Raw genomic sequence first — 15,709 nt, 5'->3', positions numbered from 1 at the left:
AAACAGGCTATTTATAAATAAACTATTTCATAATAGTAAACAATAAATTTTATTGAGAAAAAAACGGTTGCTTTTGCAAAAAATCTTACAAAACAACCGCTTATTCTATTAAAGACTAAATATAACTTAGAATTTAGCGATAAAATCAGCGTAACTGTTGATAAAGCCTTGTAGCATACCTACCACGGATTCAGAAACGATTTCGCCTTGTTCATTTAATACGCCGTTAAATACACCGCCGACATTCGCTGCGAAAGGTGCAACCGGCATATTAATAAAACCGCCGGAAGCGACTACTCGTAATTGATCCGCCGCACGTACACCGCCGGACATACCCGCCGCTACCGATACGATACCTGCCGGTTTATTCGTCCATAAACTTTGTCCCATTGGGCGAGAACCGACATCAATCGCATTTTTCATCATTGCGGACATTCCGCCGTTGTGTTCCGGCGTAACGAATAAAAAGCCGTCCGCTTGCGCAATTTCTTGGCGGAAACGCACATATTCCGCCGGGCTGTTTTCGTCCAAATCACGATCATATAACGGTAAATCCGCGATATTCACAAAATTTAACTGAATACTTGCCGGTGCGATATTTTTAAGATGATTTGCCACTAATTGGCTGATGGAAGTTGTGCTGCCGCTACCGACTAATACTGCGATTTTTTTTGTCATAATAAAATCCTTAACTTATAAAGTTTTAAACGATTCCAATAAAATTTTCGATGTCTATTGTACGCTTATTCGCTTAAATAACTAGAGATAAATCATAAATAAACTCTTTACTTTAAAGAAACAATAAGCCGTCCTCTCGAAACATTACTTTATTTTAATACACTTATTTACTCTCTTCGGACAAGAAGCGTTTTAATGACGGCATTAATTGCATAGCATCGTTTACGCCTAAGTCGTACATTGCTTTTACTTTATTCGGATCTTTTTCCAAACGGCTAACGGCTAATGTTTGTGACGGACGAATAACAAAAATCTTTTGTTGTTCTTGCAATTTAATTACCCGCTCAACCGCCTGATTGTATTCGGCATAACGATTTTGCCAACGTTCGATAAGTTTCAGATATTTACGATAAAACCATTTAAATAAAGCGGTTGAACTCGGCTTTTTGCGATAATCTAACGGGCGAGTCAAGATCACAATAATTTTGTCATAACCTAATTCGATACATTTTTGTAACGGGATACTGTCCGCTATTCCGCCATCGAGATATTTTTTACCGTCAATTTCCACCATTTTTGACACCATCGGCATTGCCGATGTCGCTCTCAACGCTTCCATTTGAGTAAAAGCATCTCTAATTTTTACATATTCCGCTTCTCCGCTTTCAACATTAGTTAGCGTTACCCAAAAATCAAATTGCGACTGTGCAAAAGTTTCTTGATCAAACGGATCAAGCGTAAACGGTAATTCATAAAAGGCAAAATCACGGTTCACGATATTACCGGTCGTTAATAAACTGTGTAATCCCATATAACGTTTATCATTGAGATACTTAAGGTTGTAACGTAATACCCGGCCTCTTTGTTTAGCGGGATAATTAATGCCGAATAACGCCCCCGCCGAGACGGTAACCGCTCCGTCAATATGAATGTTCTCGTCTAAAAATACGTCCAAGACGCCGGCGGTAAACATACCGCGCATCGCACCGCCTTCTAAAACCAATCCTATTTTCATTTCTCTTCCACTCGATTTAATGCCATTATTTTTATCATATCACTAGGTTTGTAAGAGAGAATAATGATCTTATGCAAAGTCGCTACTGCTCATACCTGTTAATTTTGATACCGAATTCAAGCGACAAGCGGTTAAATTTTGCTATTTTTTTACAAAAATTACATATAATTGGTTACTTATCACGATAATTTTTTGAAGCTCGCAATATTTGAGGTAGAATTATCGCCAAATTTTCACATTTAATATGAGAACGCAATGACAACGCTATTAACACTCGAGCAAATTCAAACGCTTGCCAAACAAGATATGCAAGCGGTAGATGCTGAGATTCTCGCTCAGCTTAACTCCGAAGTCGTTTTAATCAACCAACTAGGCAATTATATTATTGCCGGTGGCGGCAAACGTATTCGCCCGTTAATTGCGGTGCTTGCCGCTAACGCATTAGGTTATCGTGGTAATAAACATGTTACTTGCGCCGCTTTTATCGAATTTGTGCATACCGCCACTTTATTACACGATGATGTGGTGGATGAATCGGATATGCGTCGAGGTAGAGCGACGGCTAACGCCACTTTCGGTAATGCCGCCAGCGTATTGGTCGGCGATTTCATTTATACGCGCTCATTCCAAATGATGACCGATGTCGATTCGCTTGAAGTGTTAAAAGTGATGTCTGCCGCTACCAATGCGCTTGCCGAAGGTGAAGTTCAGCAACTGATGAATGTGAATGATCCGAATACTACTGAAGCGAATTATATGCGTGTTATCTACAATAAAACCGCACGCTTATTTGAAGCGGCAACCCAATGTGTTGCAATTGTGGCTGGGGTAGAAAAATCGGTTGAAACGGCGTTAAAAGATTACGGTTGTTATCTCGGTACTGCCTTCCAATTAATTGACGATATTTTAGATTACTCGGCAAAAGCGGAAAGTTTCGGCAAAAATGTCGGTGATGATTTCGTTGAAGGTAAACCGACTTTACCGTTGCTGCACGCTATGCACACTGCACAAGAGAAAGGTAATCAAGCTCAAGTGGATATGATTCGTTCAGCAATTGAAAATGGCGGGGAACGTGAACAAATTCCAGCCGTATTAGAAATTATGGCGGAACACCAATCACTTGAATATGCAATGACACGCGCTAAACAAGAAGCGCAAAAAGCGGTTGATGCCCTTGCCGTATTACCGGAAAGCGAATACAAACAAGCATTGATTTCTCTTGCTTATTTATCGGTCGATCGTTCGTATTAATAAGCGGTCAAATTTTTAGTCTTTTTTACAACTTTTATGGCAGAACAAAACCAACAACCTTTAGAACATAAACAAGCGTTGCAACAAAAGAAAAAGCTCACGCGTAAAGGCAAAGATCCGAACGCACCTTTTGTGCGTGAAAAATTAACCCTACCGGGCGGACATAACAAATTATTGTTGCACTCTTGCTGCGCGCCTTGTTCCGGCGAAGTAATGGAAGCGATCCACGCGTCAGGCATCGAATTTACCATCTATTTCTACAATCCGAACATTCACCCGATGAAAGAGTACCTAATTCGTAAAGAAGAAAATATTCGCTTTGCCGAGAAATGGGGTATTCCGTTTATTGATTTCGATGATGATTACGAAAATGACCGTCGTGAGTGGTTCAAAAAAGCGGAAGGTATGGAATGGGAGCCGGAGCGTGGTATCCGCTGTACGATGTGCTTTGATATGCGTTTTGAGAAAGCGGCGGAATATGCGCATAACAACGGCTTTCCGGTTTATACCAGCTGCTTAGGCATTTCGCGTTGGAAAGATATGAACCAAATCAACGACTGCGGACATCGTGCCGCCGCTAAATTTGATGATGTGGTTTATTGGGACTACAACTGGCGTAAAGGCGGCGGTTCGCAACGTATGATTGAAATCAGTAAACGTGAACGTTTCTATCAGCAAGAATATTGCGGTTGCGTCTATTCTTTACGTGATTCAAATAAATGGCGTTTAGAAACCGGTCGTCAGCGTATTGAAATCGGTAAACTTTATTATTCACCGGATTAAGCATTATTCATAACGGACGCTCTTAGTGCGTCCTCAGCACCAAATTTATAAATAAGAGGAAAAAATATGTCAAATTTTGCAATGGTGTTCCCGGGACAGGGCTCACAAGCGGTCGGAATGTTAGCGGATCTTGCAACTGCATACCCAATTGTTGAAGAAACCTTCAAACAAGCATCTGATGTTTTAGGTTACGATCTTTGGGATCTCGTACAAAACGGTTCGGCGGAAGATTTAGGTCAAACACAACGTACCCAACCGGCGCTTTTAGCTTCATCGGTTGCGATTTATCGTGTGTGGCAACAAAAATACCCTGAATTAAAACCGTCTGTCATGGCAGGTCATAGCTTAGGCGAATACTCGGCATTAGTTTGTGCTGGCGTATTAGATTTCCAAGATGCGATCAAACTAGTGGAATTACGTGGTAATGCAATGCAACAAGCAGTACCGGCGGGTACAGGTGCAATGTATGCAATTATCGGCTTAGATAACGAAGCGATTATTAACGCTTGTGAACAAGCTCAAGCGGAAGTCGGCGAAATCGTTTCAGCAGTAAACTTCAACAGCCCGGGACAAGTGGTTATTGCCGGTACAAAAGCGGCTGCAGAAAAAGCGGGTGAATTATGTAAAGCGGCAGGTGCAAAACGTGCATTACCATTAGCGGTAAGCGTACCTTCTCACTGTGCATTAATGAAACCAGCTGCGGATAAATTAGCCGAAGCATTACAAAATATCACGTTAAACGCACCGGTTGTACCAGTTATTAATAATGTTGATGTTAGTGTAGAAACGGATGCCGAAGCAATTCGTAACGCACTCGTTCGCCAGCTTTACAGCCCGGTTCGTTGGACTGAAACGGTAGAAAAAATGGCGAATGAAGGTGTTACAACACTTTATGAAATCGGCCCGGGTAAAGTGCTTACAGGCTTAACTTCTCGCATTGTGAAAGAACTCAAAGCACAAGCGGTAAATGACTTGGTTTCATTAGAGGCTGTTTCAGCATAATGATTAACTCTCCTCTTTGAAAAGAGGGACTGGGGGAGATTTTTAGGATCTTCAACATCACACAAATCTCCCCTCCCCCTCTTTACTAAAGAGGGGAACTTTTTATAGGAGAAAAAAATGCAAGGTAAAATCGCATTAGTAACGGGTGCAACTCGTGGTATTGGTAAAGCTATCGCAGAAGAATTGGTAGCAAAAGGTGCAACCGTGATTGGTACTGCAACATCGGAAAAAGGCGCGGAAAGTATTTCCGCATACTTAGGCGAACACGGCAAAGGTTTAGTTTTAAACGTAACGGATGCAGCCTCTATCGAAGCCGTTTTAGCGCAAATTAAAGCGGATTTCGGTGATGTTGATATTTTAGTAAACAATGCGGGGATCACTCGTGACGGTTTATTAATGCGTATGAAAGAAGACGATTGGTTCGATATCATTCAAACCAACTTAACTTCCGTATATCGTTTATCTAAAGCGGTACTGCGTCCGATGATGAAAAAAGGCGGCCGAATCGTTACTATCGGTTCGGTTGTCGGCTCAATGGGTAACCCTGGTCAAACCAACTACTGTGCGGCAAAAGCCGGTTTAGTCGGTTTTTCCAAATCATTAGCCAAAGAAGTGGCTTCTCGCGGTATTACGGTAAACGTGGTTGCTCCGGGCTTTATCGCAACCGATATGACGGACGAATTAAACGAAGATCAAAAACAAGCGATCTTAAGCCAAATTCCGGTCGGTCAGTTAGGCTCTGCACAAGATATTGCGAAAGCGGTCGCATTCTTAGCCAGTGATGATGCAAAATACATCACCGGCGAAACTATCCACGTAAACGGTGGTTTATATATGAACTAACCGCCACAAGCGGTCTGTTTTTAACCGAGCTTTACTTTTCGGTAAAGTTCGGTTTTACTATTTTTTCGGGTCTCCTTTTTCTTTTTATATTTGTTATTTGCTGAGAAGCAAATTAAAAGTGTGGTATGTATATGACTAAAAATACATTTGTGGTCGGCTTTATGCTGTTTGCCATCTTCTTTGGGGCGGGTAACTTAATTTTTCCGCCGAAATTAGGTTTTGAAAGCGGTGCGGATTTTTGGACCGCAACCATCGGTTTTATTATTACCGGAGTAGGCTTACCGTTACTCGGTATTATCGTCAGCGCCTCTTATAAAGGCGGCTATAAAGAGGCGTTACATCGTATTCATCCGTGGTTTTCTATCTTATTCTTAGTTGCGATTTATTTAACTATCGGACCTTTCTTTGCCATTCCGCGTACGGCGGCAACCGCTTATGAAATGGCGGTATTACCGTTTTTAGGCGAGCAAACCACCGTATCGTTACTGATTTTTACCGCAGTATATTTTGCTTTAACCATTTGGCTAAGTTTAAATCCGTCCAAAATGGTGGAGCGAATCGGTTCTATCCTGACACCGGCATTACTCATCGCCATTCTTGCACTTGTCATTAGCGGTATCGCATTATTCTCCGATAATCCGTCAAGCAGCAATGTGATGGAAGCGCCGATGGTAAACGGCATCCTTGCCGGTTACAATACGATGGACGCTTTAGCTTCCGTTGCCTTTTCGGTTATCGTAATCAATGCGATTAAAAGCAAAGGCTTATCCGAAACCAAAGCATTAAGTAAACAAACCGCAATGGCGGGGGTAATCGCTGCAATTTTATTAGCGTTAATTTATCTCTCTATCGGTTGGATCGGTAACAAATTACCGATTTCTGCGGAAGTATTGGCGGACTTAACCGCTAAAAAACAAGATTTGGGTACTTATATTCTTAACGTTGCCGCAACGCAAGCCTTCGGCGAATTAGGTAGAACGCTATTAGGCGTTATCGTGTCACTTGCTTGTTTAACTACCGCTATCGGTCTTGTCGTATCGGTAAGCGAATATTTCCACGAAATTTTCCCGAAAATTTCTTATAGAACCTATGCAATCGTTTGTACTTTAATCGGTTTCGGCTTGGCAAACCAAGGGTTAAGTGCGGTAATCAGTAAATCTATTCCGGTATTACTGGTACTTTACCCGATTGCTATGTCGATTATTTTCTTACTGTTATTGAATCTATTCGTGAAACTCCCGTTATTAGCATTACGTGTTTCACTGATTCTCGTGACAATCGTATCCATTCTTTCCGTAGCAGGCGTAAGTATTACCGAAAACTTACCGCTTAAAGCCTACTCTATGGAATGGCTACCGTTTGCCGTAGGCGGATTACTGATTGGCGTCGTCTTCAGCCGTTTAGTCAGAGCGCAATAATAAAATCAATCGGGCAAGGTTATCCTTGCCCTTTGTTTATCTAAATTCTTTGGAGAATATACATGCCCGAATTACCGGAAGTGGAAACCAGCTTACGAGGTGTAGAACCTTATCTGCACGGCAAAATTATTAAACAAATTGTCGTACGTACCCAAAAACTGCGTTGGGCGGTTTCGGACGAATTGCAACATATGCAAGGGGCGAAAATCGTTGCATTATCCCGCCGAGCCAAATATTTGATATTGCATACCACTCAAGGCGATATTTTGATTCACTTGGGTATGTCCGGCTCGTTAGGGATTTTACAGGAAAACCAACAGCCTGCGGGTAAACACGACCACGTTGATCTCATTACGCAAGACGGTACGGTTTTACGTTATAACGATCCGCGTAAATTCGGTTGTTGGCTATGGACGAAAAATGCCGAACAACACGAATTAATTACCCGTTTAGGGCCGGAACCGTTATCCGAATCTTTTACCGCTGCGTATTTATTTGCGCGAAGCCGTAACAAAACCGTAGCGGTAAAGAACTTTATTATGAATAACGATATTGTGGTGGGCGTAGGGAATATCTATGCTTGCGAATCGCTGTTTATGGCGGGAATCCATCCGGAACTTGCCGCACAGAATCTAACCGAGAAACAGAGCGAACGCTTAGTGAAAGTGATTAAAGAAGTGCTGACTAAAGCGATTATTCAAGGCGGTACAACACTGAAAGATTTTATTCAACCGGACGGTAAACCGGGCTATTTCGCCCAAGTATTACAAGTTTACGGACGTAAAGGTGAAGCCTGTAATGATTGCGGCACCATCATTGAAGCGAAAGTTATCGGGCAACGTAACAGCTATTTCTGTCCGCATTGCCAAATACTACCTAGATAGCCTAAACGTAAAAAAGCGGTCAAATTTGACCGCTTTTTTGCAACAACTTACTACATAAACCAACCGGTCGGAGTTACCGATTTGTTATCGAATAATTTCACTGCGCCGTAAATCACTCGAAACACATACCAAATGCTTATCGCCCAAATAACTACGAAACCGATACCGATAATCGAAAGCACAAAGCCTAAAACGAAACCGGCTAACGTTCCCCAAAACGTACGAATCAAAAAACACATATGATCATAATATGCCGTTCCTTGCATATCTTCACGTTTGATATAGGCCAGAATGACACCGGCAATCGCCGGTAAGCCACCGAAAATAATCCCTAAGCCGAATAAGCCATAAGTGATATACATCATCTTACGTTGCGATTCGTCGGACGGTTGAAGAGAAAAAGGATCGTTCATTTATACCTCCTAAAAAAGTAACGGTTAGACTGAAGTATTTGCAAAAAATTCCTCAAATCTAACCGCTTACATTTAACTCTTATCGTTATTTACGATTATCTTCGTACAGCCATTTCGCTACCGTTTTAGCGAAATAGGTTAAAATACCGTCCGCTCCCGCACGTTTAAAGCAAAGTAAACCTTCCATAACGCATTCACGTTCTTTTAACCAGCCGTTTTGAATCGCCGCCATATGCATTGCGTATTCACCGGATACTTGATAAGCAAAAGTCGGTACGCCGAAGGTTTCTTTTACACGCCATACCATATCCAAATAAGGCATACCCGGTTTTACCATTACCATATCCGCCCCTTCTTGAATATCCATTGCCACTTCGTGTAAACCTTCGTTCGCATTCGCCGGATCAACTTGATAAGTAAATTTATTACCGCCTTTTAAGTTACCTGCAGAACCGACCGCATCACGGAACGGCCCGTAATAATTTGACGCATATTTCGCCGAATACGCCATAATTTGCGTATTGATTAAACCTTTCGCTTCAAGTGCTTCACGAATTTTACCGATACGACCGTCCATCATATCGCTTGGTGCAACAATATCCGCACCAGCTTCTGCGTGAGATACCGCTTGTTTTACTAATACTTCGGTTGTGATGTCATTCAGTACATAACCTTCTTCATCAATAATGCCATCTTGACCGTGTGTGGTAAACGGATCTAACGCCACATCGGTCATCACGCCTAATTCGGGATAAGCCGCTTTTAATGCACGCACCGCACGTTGTGCCAAACCTTCCGGATTATAGGCTTCTTCCGCCATCAGAGATTTTTTCTCATTACCTACTACTGGGAAAAGAGCTATTGCAGGTACGCCGTATTTGACCAATTCGCCGGCTTCAATTAATAATTGATCGATGGTTAAACGTTCTACACCCGGCATAGACGGTACTTTTACTCGCTGATTTTCGCCTTCAATCACAAATACCGGATAAATTAAATCGCCGGCAGTCAATTGACTTTCCGCCACTAAACGACGGCTGAAATCATGTTTACGTAAACGACGCATACGGCGAGTGGGAAATGAAGTGTTAAGATATTGAGTCATAATTGCTTCCTAATTTGGTAAATTTTCATAAAAAATAACCCGCTTGCAAGCGGGTTGGATTAATTGGCGATCGTTTCCGGTTGCTCGTCTCTCGGTTTATAGAACTTCGAGAAGAATAATCCGACTTCAAACAACAAACACATCGGGATTGCTAAAAGCGTTTGCGAGAATATGTCCGGCGGCGTTAATAACATACCGATAACAAACGCCGCGACAATAATATAAGGTCGTTTCGCACGTAAATCGTCCGCCGAAGTAACGCCCGACCAACATAATAAAATAATCGCAACAGGTACTTCAAAACAAATACCGAACGCTAAGAAAATCGTTAAGATAAAATCTAAATAACTACTGATATCGGTCGCCATTTGCACGCCTTCCGGCGCCGTACTGGTTAAGAAACCGAAGACAAGCGGAAATACGATATAGTAAGCAAAAGCTACACCCGCATAAAACAGCAACGTACTTGATACCAATAAAGGATAAATCAAACGTTTTTCATGCTTATATAATGCCGGTGCGACAAACGCCCAAATTTGATACAAAATAAAAGGAACGGATAAAAATACCGCTACAACACCGGTTAATTTAATCGGTGTAAAAAAAGGTGTCGCAACATTGGTTGCAATCATCGTCGCCCCTGCGGGCAAATTCTCTGTTAGCGGCGTAGCGAGCAAAGTATAAATATCATTTGCCCAATAGACCAAAGCGCAAAAAACCACCAGCACACAAATAAAACTACGTAGCAAGCGGTTTCTTAATTCAACTAAATGGCTAATCAGAGGTTGAGACGCTTCAACTGACATTCTGTTTATCCTGTTGTTGTGAAGAGGTTGGAGAAGCTAAATCATCGTCAGGCGGGTAATACGCTGCAAATTGAGATTCGTCCAATTCGGCTTGCTCGGCAATTTCCGCAGGCGAAAGCGACGGATTCTCCTCAGCATTAGCAGTATCGACAAGCGGTTGATTTTCTTCAGATTTTTGCAACGTTTCCGGCTGTACTGTCGCCAGATTTTGTTCTTCTTGCGCAATATTATTCTGAATATTCGCCACTTGCTCGTCCGTTAATTTGGTAATCTCGCCCTTTGCGGCATCCAAATCGCTTTGCATTTTTTGAGCCGACTGTTTCAATTCTTCAACGGTTTTGCTTAATTCCGGCGAAAGCGTGGTTAAATTCAATTTTTCCGCTTTCTTAATGCTTTCTTGAAGCTCTTGTAATTTCAGCTCTTGAGCAAGTTCGTTTTGTACGTTTGCAGCTAATCCTCGAATCGTACGAATCCAGCCCATCACCGTTTTGATTGCAATAGGTAAACGTTGCGGCCCCAGTACGACCAGCCCCACAATAAAAATAAGTACTAATTCAGAAAAACCGATATCAAACACGGATTACGCCTGCTCTTTTTCTTTCGCTTTTTGTTCGGTAGAAGCCGCTTCTTTCGCTTCTACTTTTTCAAAACTCGCGTCTTGAGGTTGCGATTTGTCATCCGCCATCGCTTTTTTAAAGCCTTTTACGGATTCACCTAAATCCGTACCTAACGTACGTAATTTTTTCGTACCGAATAATAATACGATAATTGCGACGATAATCAGTAATTGCCAAATGCTAATGCCACCCATACAGGCTCCTCTTTTTTGTTTTTAGGTTTAAAAATGATTTTTCGCATTATATGCTATTTTAATAATATGACCAATATAAACACGTCATTTATTACGACTTTCTTTGTAGCAATAACACTAACAACACCGTAACCAACGTACCGCAACTCAGCCATAACGGTAAATCGTCAAATCGCCATAACACACCGAGAATAATTACTCCGCTCACGATACTCCGTACATTATGGGATTTTTGCCGCCCTTGCGCTTGCAAGGTTTTATTTAGCTCATCTAAACGGAAATTAATCTGCTTCTGTTGCTGTAAAGCGTTAAATACCGCTTCCGGAAATTCAGCAAAATGTTCTCTAAATTGTGGCGCGCGTTGTTTTAAATCACGTAAAATCGCTTTCACCCCTACTTGTTCATTCAGCCAATTTTGTAAAAACGGTTTTGCGGTTTGCCATAAATCCAGCTGCGGATAAACCTGTCTGCCTAAACCCTCAATATAAAGTAATGTCTTCTGTAACAATACTAATTGCGGCTGCACTTCCATATTAAATTCACGTGCCACATTAAACAGATTCAGTAACACGTGACCAAAAGAAATTTCCGATAACGGTTTGGCGAAAATCGGCTCGCATACTTCACGGAACGCCTGTTCAAACGCATCAATATCGGTATCCGCCGGCGTCCAGCCGGATTCCACGTGCATTAACGCCACACGGCGATAATCCCGATTAAAAAAGGCGACAAAACTTTCCGCCAAATAGCGTTTATCATTTTGGTTCAAAGTACCGACAATACCGCAGTCAATCCCGATATATTGCGGATTTTCCGGATGATTCGGATTCACGAAAATATTACCGGCGTGCATATCGGCGTGGAAAAAACTGTCCCGAAATACTTGGGTGAAAAACACTTGTACGCCGCGTTCCGCCAATAATTTCATATCCGTGCCGTTTGCTTTAAGCGTTTCGACATCCGACACCGGAATACCGTAAATACGCTCCATCACAATCACGTTTTTATGACAAAAATCCGGATACATTTCCGGCACATACAACATTTCGCTGTTTTCAAAGTTATTGCGCAAGCGAATTGCATTTGCCATTTCTCGGGTCAAATCCAGCTCATCGAGTAGCGTTTTTTCGTATTCCCGCACCACTTCGGTCGCACGCAAACGCTTCGCATCATTCGACAGACGAGGAATCCAACTTGCCAGACGATACATCAACGCAATATCCGCTTTGATAAGCGGTGCAATATCCAGACGAATCACTTTAATCACGACATCTTTGCCGGCAAGCGGTTGATTTTGATTAAATTTTGCCGTGTGAACCTGTGCAATCGAAGCGGAGGCAAGCGCTTGCTCATCAAATTCGTCAAACCAAGTTTCAAGGCTTCCGCCTAAAGTTTGTTCAATAATTTGACGGGCTAATTTACCCTCAAAAGGTTCAACCGAATCCTGCAATAACGCCAGCTGATCCGCTAATTCCGGCTCAAATAAATCACGGCGAGTTGAAAGCATTTGCCCGAGTTTAATCCACACAGGCCCTAACTCTTGCAAGGCTAAACGTAAACGCACGCCGAACGGCTGATCTTTGTGTTGATTTCTCACCAAAAACAGAGCCTTACGCCCTAAACGAGCGTGGCGAGTGAGCGGAATCTCGGGAATAATTTCATCAATGCCGTAACGCAGAAATGTAGTAATAATTTGATAAAGGCGGCGAGTATTGTTAAACGTCATGATTTATTCTCAAATTTTGCAAATTTTCGTTCAAATTCGACCGCTTGTTGCTCAAGCTCTGCAACTTGATCGTAAAAATTAACCGCTTGTAAGCGATGTACCAATACCGGACGCTCATTCATCAAATTATCTGCGATATGTTGATGATTCTGTTCAATCTGCCCTTTTAACTTATTAAATAATTTTTTGGCAAAATCGCTTGAAGTCTGAGCAATCACATCTCCGACAAAAGGCGACAACAGTTCGGCAGGATCTTTTTCCAATTCATCTAACAATGCGGTGAAATGTTGTAATACCTGAATATCGCCGTTCAGCACCAATGATTTGTTATTAATCAGCTCGGCTAATTTTGCTTTATCGGCAAGTTTCGGTAAGGTTTCAAACGAAAGTTGTACGTGGCAATCCGCTTCACCTTCGTAAACCGACAACCATTCCGCGCGAGTTTCGCTAAAAATCAGGTAGAAATTGACCGCCGGTGAGGTTAATTCAATATGTAAGCATTTGCCCGCCAACTTACGTAATGCCGGCAATACGTGCGGCGAACGTTGAAGCAATGCATTAAATGCAGTTTCTATCGTACCGAAAGCAAATTGCGGCAACATAAGCTGCTGTTTAAGTTGAGATAACATCGCGTATTCCTCGGATGACAATAAATTAAAACTTATATCCTCGATGTAACGCTACAATACCGGCACTTAAGTTATAATAATTTACGCTTTCAAAGCCGGCATTTTCCATCATCGCTTTTAATTCGTCTTGTTTCGGGTGCATACGAATCGATTCGGCAAGATAGCGATAGCTCTCCGCATCGTTTACCACCACTTCGCCGACTTTCGGCAAAATATTAAAAGAGTAGAAATTATATAGCTGACTAATCGGGTCAATAATCGGTTTGGAAAATTCTAATACCAATAAACGACCGCCCGGCTTCAACACACGAAACATCGAACGTAACGCTTTGTCTTTGTCCGTCACATTACGCAAACCGAAACTGATCACCACGCAATCGAAGGTATTATCCGCAAACGGCAGGCATTCCGCATTCGCTTGCACATAATTCACATTTCCCACTACGCCCAAATTGCGCAGCTTCTCACGACCGACTTCCAACATCGAGCTATTAATATCGGCTAATACCACTTCGCCGTTTTCGCCGACAATGCGCGAAAATTTTGCGGTAAAATCGCCGGTTCCGCCGGCAAGATCCAACACTTTTTGCCCTTTACGCACGCCGCTGCAGTCAATGGTAAAACGCTTCCAAACACGATGGATACCAAACGAAAGCAAATCGTTCATTAAGTCATATTTACCGGCAACGCTGTGGAATACATTGGCAACCAATTGCTGTTTTTCTTCTTTGGCAACGGTTTTAAAACCAAAATGGGTCGTTTCGTTTTCAGCCGTTTCCGTCGTGTGTTGTAAATCAGTCATTGTCAAATTCTCATCGATTATTTCGGAGTGCTAACGATAGCAAAAAAGCGGTCGTTTTTCCTTAAAATTTTGCAAAATCAAGTAAGTAAATAACCGCTTGCTTGACTAGAAAGCGGTTAATCTGTACCATTCGCACACTATTTTTATTTGAGGATTACAATTTTGGACAGTCACAGTCGATACTTATCAGATTTCTAACCCACTTGTCCAAACCCTCAGGTTGCCGACAAGTCGGTAACTCTCGCCTAGTATCTTTTTTGTTCCTTTTTGTTCATTACCTCCTAACCATTGGAGAATAAAATGATCCGTGCATTTGCTTTAGATAACGCACGTCTTATCAGCGTTGATGAAACCGCAACCGATCAGTTAAACGATGCGATTTGGATTGATCTAATCGACCCGAGCGATGACGAACGTAGCGTATTACAACGCGGTTTAGACCAAACGCTTGCCGAAGAACACGAATTGGAAGACTTAGAGGCTTCCGCTCGCTTTTTCGAAGACGAAGACGGCTTACACCTTCACTCTTTTTTCTATTGCTTAGATGATGACGATTACGCCGATATCGCCACTGTGGCATTTACCATTCGTGACGGGCGTTTATTTACTCTGCGCGAACGCGATTTACCGGCATTTCGCTTATATCGAATGCGTTCTCGCCGTGAAAAATTAATTGATAGTAATGCGTACGAATTGTTGCTCGACTTATTCGAAACCAAAATCGAGCAGCTTGCAGACGTGATCGAAACGATTTATGCGGATTTAGAAACCTTAAGCCGTGTAATCTTAAACGGTAAGCAAGAAAGCGATAACTTTGACGATGCGCTTTCCGATTTAACCGAATTGGAAGATGCCAGCTCAAAAGTGCGTTTATGTCTGATGGATACGCAACGTGCGTTAAGTTTCTTATTGCGTAAAACCCGTTTGCCGAATAATCAGCTTGAACAAGCGCGTGATATTATGCGAGATATCGAATCGCTCCAGCCGCATAACGAATCGCTGTTCCAAAAAGTGAACTTCTTGATGCAAGCGGCAATGGGTTATATCAATATCGAGCAGAATAAAATTATGAAATTCTTCTCGGTCGTATCGGTAATGTTCCTCCCGGCAACGCTCGTTGCCTCCACTTACGGGATGAACTTTGAATTTATGCCGGAATTGCATTTTAAATACGGCTACCCGATGGCAATCGGCTTAATGATTTGCGCCGCCGCCACCCCGTATATCTACTTTAAACGCAAAGGCTGGTTATAAAAAGCCAAAAGCACAGAATATAAGTTCTGTGCTTTTTTGTTAGCTGTAAGCGATCAGGTTTATCCGGAAATTTGCAAAATTTAACTAAGAAAAAACCGCCTGTAATTTACATTACAAGCGGCTCTGAAAGATGGCGGAGGAAGTGAGATTCGAACTCACGGAGGGCGTAAACCCTCGCCGGTTTTCAAGACCGGTGCCTTCAACCACTCGACCATTCCTCCGGATTGAAAACATATTCTAAATTGTATTCTCATTGAGAGAAAAAAACTTGCTGATTTACTCAATCAAC

General features: G+C 42.2%; 17 protein-coding genes and 1 tRNA gene. 7 read left to right on the top strand and 11 right to left on the bottom strand.

The features are described 5' to 3' along the window. Positions 1-126 precede the first annotated feature (126 nt). Together DRF63_RS10865 and DRF63_RS10860 are read right to left on the bottom strand one after the other, a co-directional pair. A complete protein-coding gene (locus DRF63_RS10865) occupies positions 127-678 on the bottom strand; it encodes an NADPH-dependent FMN reductase (protein ID WP_005599810.1) in 552 nt (183 codons plus the stop codon). 163 nt (positions 679-841) lie between these two features. Beyond that, positions 842-1,693 (bottom strand): patatin-like phospholipase family protein, encoded by an 852-nt coding sequence (locus DRF63_RS10860; protein WP_005599809.1) that lies wholly within the window; start codon positions 1,691-1,693, stop codon positions 842-844. Positions 1,694-1,948: 255 nt separating this feature from the next. Here DRF63_RS10860 and ispB point away from each other — a divergent pair, with 255 nt between their 5' ends. The 6 genes from ispB to mutM all read left to right on the top strand — a co-directional run bounded on the left by ispB (position 1,949) and on the right by mutM (position 7,874). Continuing rightward, the gene (gene ispB, locus DRF63_RS10855; protein ID WP_005599807.1) at positions 1,949-2,944 is read left to right on the top strand and encodes an octaprenyl diphosphate synthase; all 996 of its coding nucleotides are present in this window, start codon (positions 1,949-1,951) and stop codon (positions 2,942-2,944) included. A 36-nt stretch (positions 2,945-2,980) separates the two neighbouring features. Continuing rightward, positions 2,981-3,727, top strand: a complete 747-nt coding sequence (locus DRF63_RS10850; RefSeq protein ID WP_005599805.1) for an epoxyqueuosine reductase QueH — start codon at positions 2,981-2,983, stop codon at positions 3,725-3,727. Between the two features lie 66 nt (positions 3,728-3,793). Continuing rightward, positions 3,794-4,729 (top strand): ACP S-malonyltransferase, encoded by a 936-nt coding sequence (gene fabD / locus DRF63_RS10845; protein ID WP_005599804.1) that lies wholly within the window; start codon positions 3,794-3,796, stop codon positions 4,727-4,729. A 117-nt stretch (positions 4,730-4,846) separates the two neighbouring features. Continuing rightward, a complete protein-coding gene (gene fabG, locus DRF63_RS10840; RefSeq protein WP_005599802.1) occupies positions 4,847-5,572 on the top strand; it encodes a 3-oxoacyl-ACP reductase FabG in 726 nt (241 codons plus the stop codon). A 131-nt stretch (positions 5,573-5,703) separates the two neighbouring features. Further along, a complete protein-coding gene (gene brnQ / locus DRF63_RS10835; RefSeq protein WP_005599800.1) occupies positions 5,704-6,990 on the top strand; it encodes a branched-chain amino acid transport system II carrier protein in 1,287 nt (428 codons plus the stop codon). Positions 6,991-7,052: 62 nt separating this feature from the next. Continuing rightward, the gene (gene mutM, locus DRF63_RS10830; protein ID WP_005599798.1) at positions 7,053-7,874 is read left to right on the top strand and encodes a bifunctional DNA-formamidopyrimidine glycosylase/DNA-(apurinic or apyrimidinic site) lyase; all 822 of its coding nucleotides are present in this window, start codon (positions 7,053-7,055) and stop codon (positions 7,872-7,874) included. 50 nt (positions 7,875-7,924) lie between these two features. On the opposite strand, the gene DRF63_RS10825 is transcribed toward mutM, so the two are convergent. The 8 genes from DRF63_RS10825 to ubiE all read right to left on the bottom strand — a co-directional run bounded on the left by DRF63_RS10825 (position 7,925) and on the right by ubiE (position 14,166). Then, the gene (locus DRF63_RS10825; protein WP_005599796.1) at positions 7,925-8,287 is read right to left on the bottom strand and encodes a DUF4870 family protein; all 363 of its coding nucleotides are present in this window, start codon (positions 8,285-8,287) and stop codon (positions 7,925-7,927) included. 85 nt (positions 8,288-8,372) lie between these two features. Next, positions 8,373-9,392, bottom strand: a complete 1,020-nt coding sequence (gene hemB, locus DRF63_RS10820; RefSeq protein WP_005610917.1) for a porphobilinogen synthase — start codon at positions 9,390-9,392, stop codon at positions 8,373-8,375. A gap of 59 nt (positions 9,393-9,451) precedes the next feature. Next, positions 9,452-10,198: a twin-arginine translocase subunit TatC gene (tatC, locus tag DRF63_RS10815; protein ID WP_005599792.1), complete on the bottom strand. Its 747-nt coding sequence runs from the start codon at positions 10,196-10,198 to the stop codon at positions 9,452-9,454. After that, entirely contained in the window at positions 10,188-10,775 is a 588-nt protein-coding gene (gene tatB, locus DRF63_RS10810; protein ID WP_005599791.1) for a Sec-independent protein translocase protein TatB, read from the bottom strand. The genes tatC and tatB overlap by 11 nt, the downstream gene beginning before the upstream one ends. Before the next feature lie 3 nt (positions 10,776-10,778). Continuing rightward, positions 10,779-11,009, bottom strand: coding sequence for a Sec-independent protein translocase subunit TatA (gene tatA, locus DRF63_RS10805; RefSeq protein ID WP_005599788.1), 231 nt, complete (start codon positions 11,007-11,009; stop codon positions 10,779-10,781). Positions 11,010-11,100: 91 nt separating this feature from the next. Then, entirely contained in the window at positions 11,101-12,735 is a 1,635-nt protein-coding gene (ubiB, locus tag DRF63_RS10800; protein ID WP_005599786.1) for a ubiquinone biosynthesis regulatory protein kinase UbiB, read from the bottom strand. Further along, positions 12,732-13,364 (bottom strand): ubiquinone biosynthesis accessory factor UbiJ, encoded by a 633-nt coding sequence (locus tag DRF63_RS10795; RefSeq protein ID WP_005599785.1) that lies wholly within the window; start codon positions 13,362-13,364, stop codon positions 12,732-12,734. The genes ubiB and DRF63_RS10795 overlap by 4 nt, the downstream gene beginning before the upstream one ends. A gap of 25 nt (positions 13,365-13,389) precedes the next feature. Then, positions 13,390-14,166, bottom strand: a complete 777-nt coding sequence (ubiE, locus tag DRF63_RS10790; RefSeq protein ID WP_005599783.1) for a bifunctional demethylmenaquinone methyltransferase/2-methoxy-6-polyprenyl-1,4-benzoquinol methylase UbiE — start codon at positions 14,164-14,166, stop codon at positions 13,390-13,392. Between the two features lie 300 nt (positions 14,167-14,466). On the opposite strand from ubiE, the gene corA reads away from it, so the two are divergent. Further along, positions 14,467-15,420, top strand: a complete 954-nt coding sequence (gene corA / locus DRF63_RS10785; RefSeq protein ID WP_005599781.1) for a magnesium/cobalt transporter CorA — start codon at positions 14,467-14,469, stop codon at positions 15,418-15,420. 131 nt (positions 15,421-15,551) lie between these two features. Here corA and DRF63_RS10780 read toward each other — a convergent pair. Continuing rightward, positions 15,552-15,641, bottom strand: a tRNA-Ser gene (locus DRF63_RS10780). Positions 15,642-15,709 lie beyond the last annotated feature (68 nt).

Origin of the sequence: Actinobacillus pleuropneumoniae, from assembly GCF_003290385.1 — a bacterium.
Lineage (GTDB): Bacteria > Pseudomonadota > Gammaproteobacteria > Enterobacterales > Pasteurellaceae > Actinobacillus > Actinobacillus lignieresii.
The sequence above is the reverse complement of the archived record's forward strand: the minus strand, read 5'-3'. Positions and strand labels throughout refer to the sequence as shown.

What these genes read in the sequence shown, in the direction of transcription:
- mutM (WP_005599798.1), top strand. Translation starts at nt 7,053, where the DNA reads ATGCCCGAATTACCGGAAGTGGAAACCAGCTTACGAGGTGTAGAACCT.
- DRF63_RS10850 (WP_005599805.1), top strand. Translation starts at nt 2,981, where the DNA reads ATGGCAGAACAAAACCAACAACCTTTAGAACATAAACAAGCGTTGCAA.
- fabD (WP_005599804.1), top strand. Translation starts at nt 3,794, where the DNA reads ATGTCAAATTTTGCAATGGTGTTCCCGGGACAGGGCTCACAAGCGGTC.
- tatC (WP_005599792.1), bottom strand. Translation starts at nt 10,198, where the DNA reads ATGTCAGTTGAAGCGTCTCAACCTCTGATTAGCCATTTAGTTGAATTA.
- corA (WP_005599781.1), top strand. Translation starts at nt 14,467, where the DNA reads ATGATCCGTGCATTTGCTTTAGATAACGCACGTCTTATCAGCGTTGAT.
- ubiB (WP_005599786.1), bottom strand. Translation starts at nt 12,735, where the DNA reads ATGACGTTTAACAATACTCGCCGCCTTTATCAAATTATTACTACATTT.
- ubiE (WP_005599783.1), bottom strand. Translation starts at nt 14,166, where the DNA reads ATGACTGATTTACAACACACGACGGAAACGGCTGAAAACGAAACGACC.
- tatA (WP_005599788.1), bottom strand. Translation starts at nt 11,009, where the DNA reads ATGGGTGGCATTAGCATTTGGCAATTACTGATTATCGTCGCAATTATC.
- hemB (WP_005610917.1), bottom strand. Translation starts at nt 9,392, where the DNA reads ATGACTCAATATCTTAACACTTCATTTCCCACTCGCCGTATGCGTCGT.
- DRF63_RS10795 (WP_005599785.1), bottom strand. Translation starts at nt 13,364, where the DNA reads ATGTTATCTCAACTTAAACAGCAGCTTATGTTGCCGCAATTTGCTTTC.
- brnQ (WP_005599800.1), top strand. Translation starts at nt 5,704, where the DNA reads ATGACTAAAAATACATTTGTGGTCGGCTTTATGCTGTTTGCCATCTTC.
- DRF63_RS10865 (WP_005599810.1), bottom strand. Translation starts at nt 678, where the DNA reads ATGACAAAAAAAATCGCAGTATTAGTCGGTAGCGGCAGCACAACTTCC.
- ispB (WP_005599807.1), top strand. Translation starts at nt 1,949, where the DNA reads ATGACAACGCTATTAACACTCGAGCAAATTCAAACGCTTGCCAAACAA.
- DRF63_RS10860 (WP_005599809.1), bottom strand. Translation starts at nt 1,693, where the DNA reads ATGAAAATAGGATTGGTTTTAGAAGGCGGTGCGATGCGCGGTATGTTT.
- fabG (WP_005599802.1), top strand. Translation starts at nt 4,847, where the DNA reads ATGCAAGGTAAAATCGCATTAGTAACGGGTGCAACTCGTGGTATTGGT.
- DRF63_RS10825 (WP_005599796.1), bottom strand. Translation starts at nt 8,287, where the DNA reads ATGAACGATCCTTTTTCTCTTCAACCGTCCGACGAATCGCAACGTAAG.